General features: G+C 53.9%; 1 protein-coding gene. It reads right to left on the bottom strand.

Annotation, left to right across the window (positions count from 1 at the left end):
* Positions 1-424 (bottom strand): hypothetical protein (locus tag RMSM_RS18630; RefSeq protein WP_144057766.1); only part of this gene is annotated, 424 nt, incomplete at its 3' end.
* Between the last annotated feature and the right edge of the window lie 105 nt (positions 425-529).

Here is a 529-nt window from a genome sequence, read left to right as displayed (position 1 = left end):
GGTAATAGGGCAGCATGGGCAAGCGGATGCCATCGGGCTGGTCCGGTTTGATAATCTCGGCCAGAAACACTTCGTGTGTCAGCGGTTTGGGATCTTGAATGCTTTGCGCGTTACGAAGTTGGATGGCATGATCGACTCCCATCCCGCCAATTTTGCCAACCGATGTTCGATACGCTTCGGCATTGATCATCAGCGGATTTTTCGATTCGATCTTGGTACTCGCTAGCTTCGCTCCGTCACGCAGTGCTTGTTCAAGGTCCAACACATTTTGAGTCGTCTTGCCAACGGTTTCGCGTGGGGTTGCTTCTTCCGCCGTCACACCGGGCGTCGAGGAATCTGCTGTATCGGATGTCGAACTCGACGGCAGGCAGCCGATCGGTGTAGCAAGCACCATCAAAAAACCAGCGCGGATGACGTTTCTCATAATGGGTACCTGGTGGGGATGGAGCCGCATGCAGCGTCAAGATGACCGACAGGTCGTTAATCGTCCTGGATCTGTTTGTTTAAGATACAGCGGATCGTCGGCCAC

The organism is Rhodopirellula maiorica SM1 (assembly GCF_000346295.1).
In the GTDB taxonomy this organism is placed as follows: domain Bacteria; phylum Planctomycetota; class Planctomycetia; order Pirellulales; family Pirellulaceae; genus Novipirellula; species Novipirellula maiorica.
The sequence above is the reverse complement of the archived record's forward strand: the minus strand, read 5'-3'. Positions and strand labels throughout refer to the sequence as shown.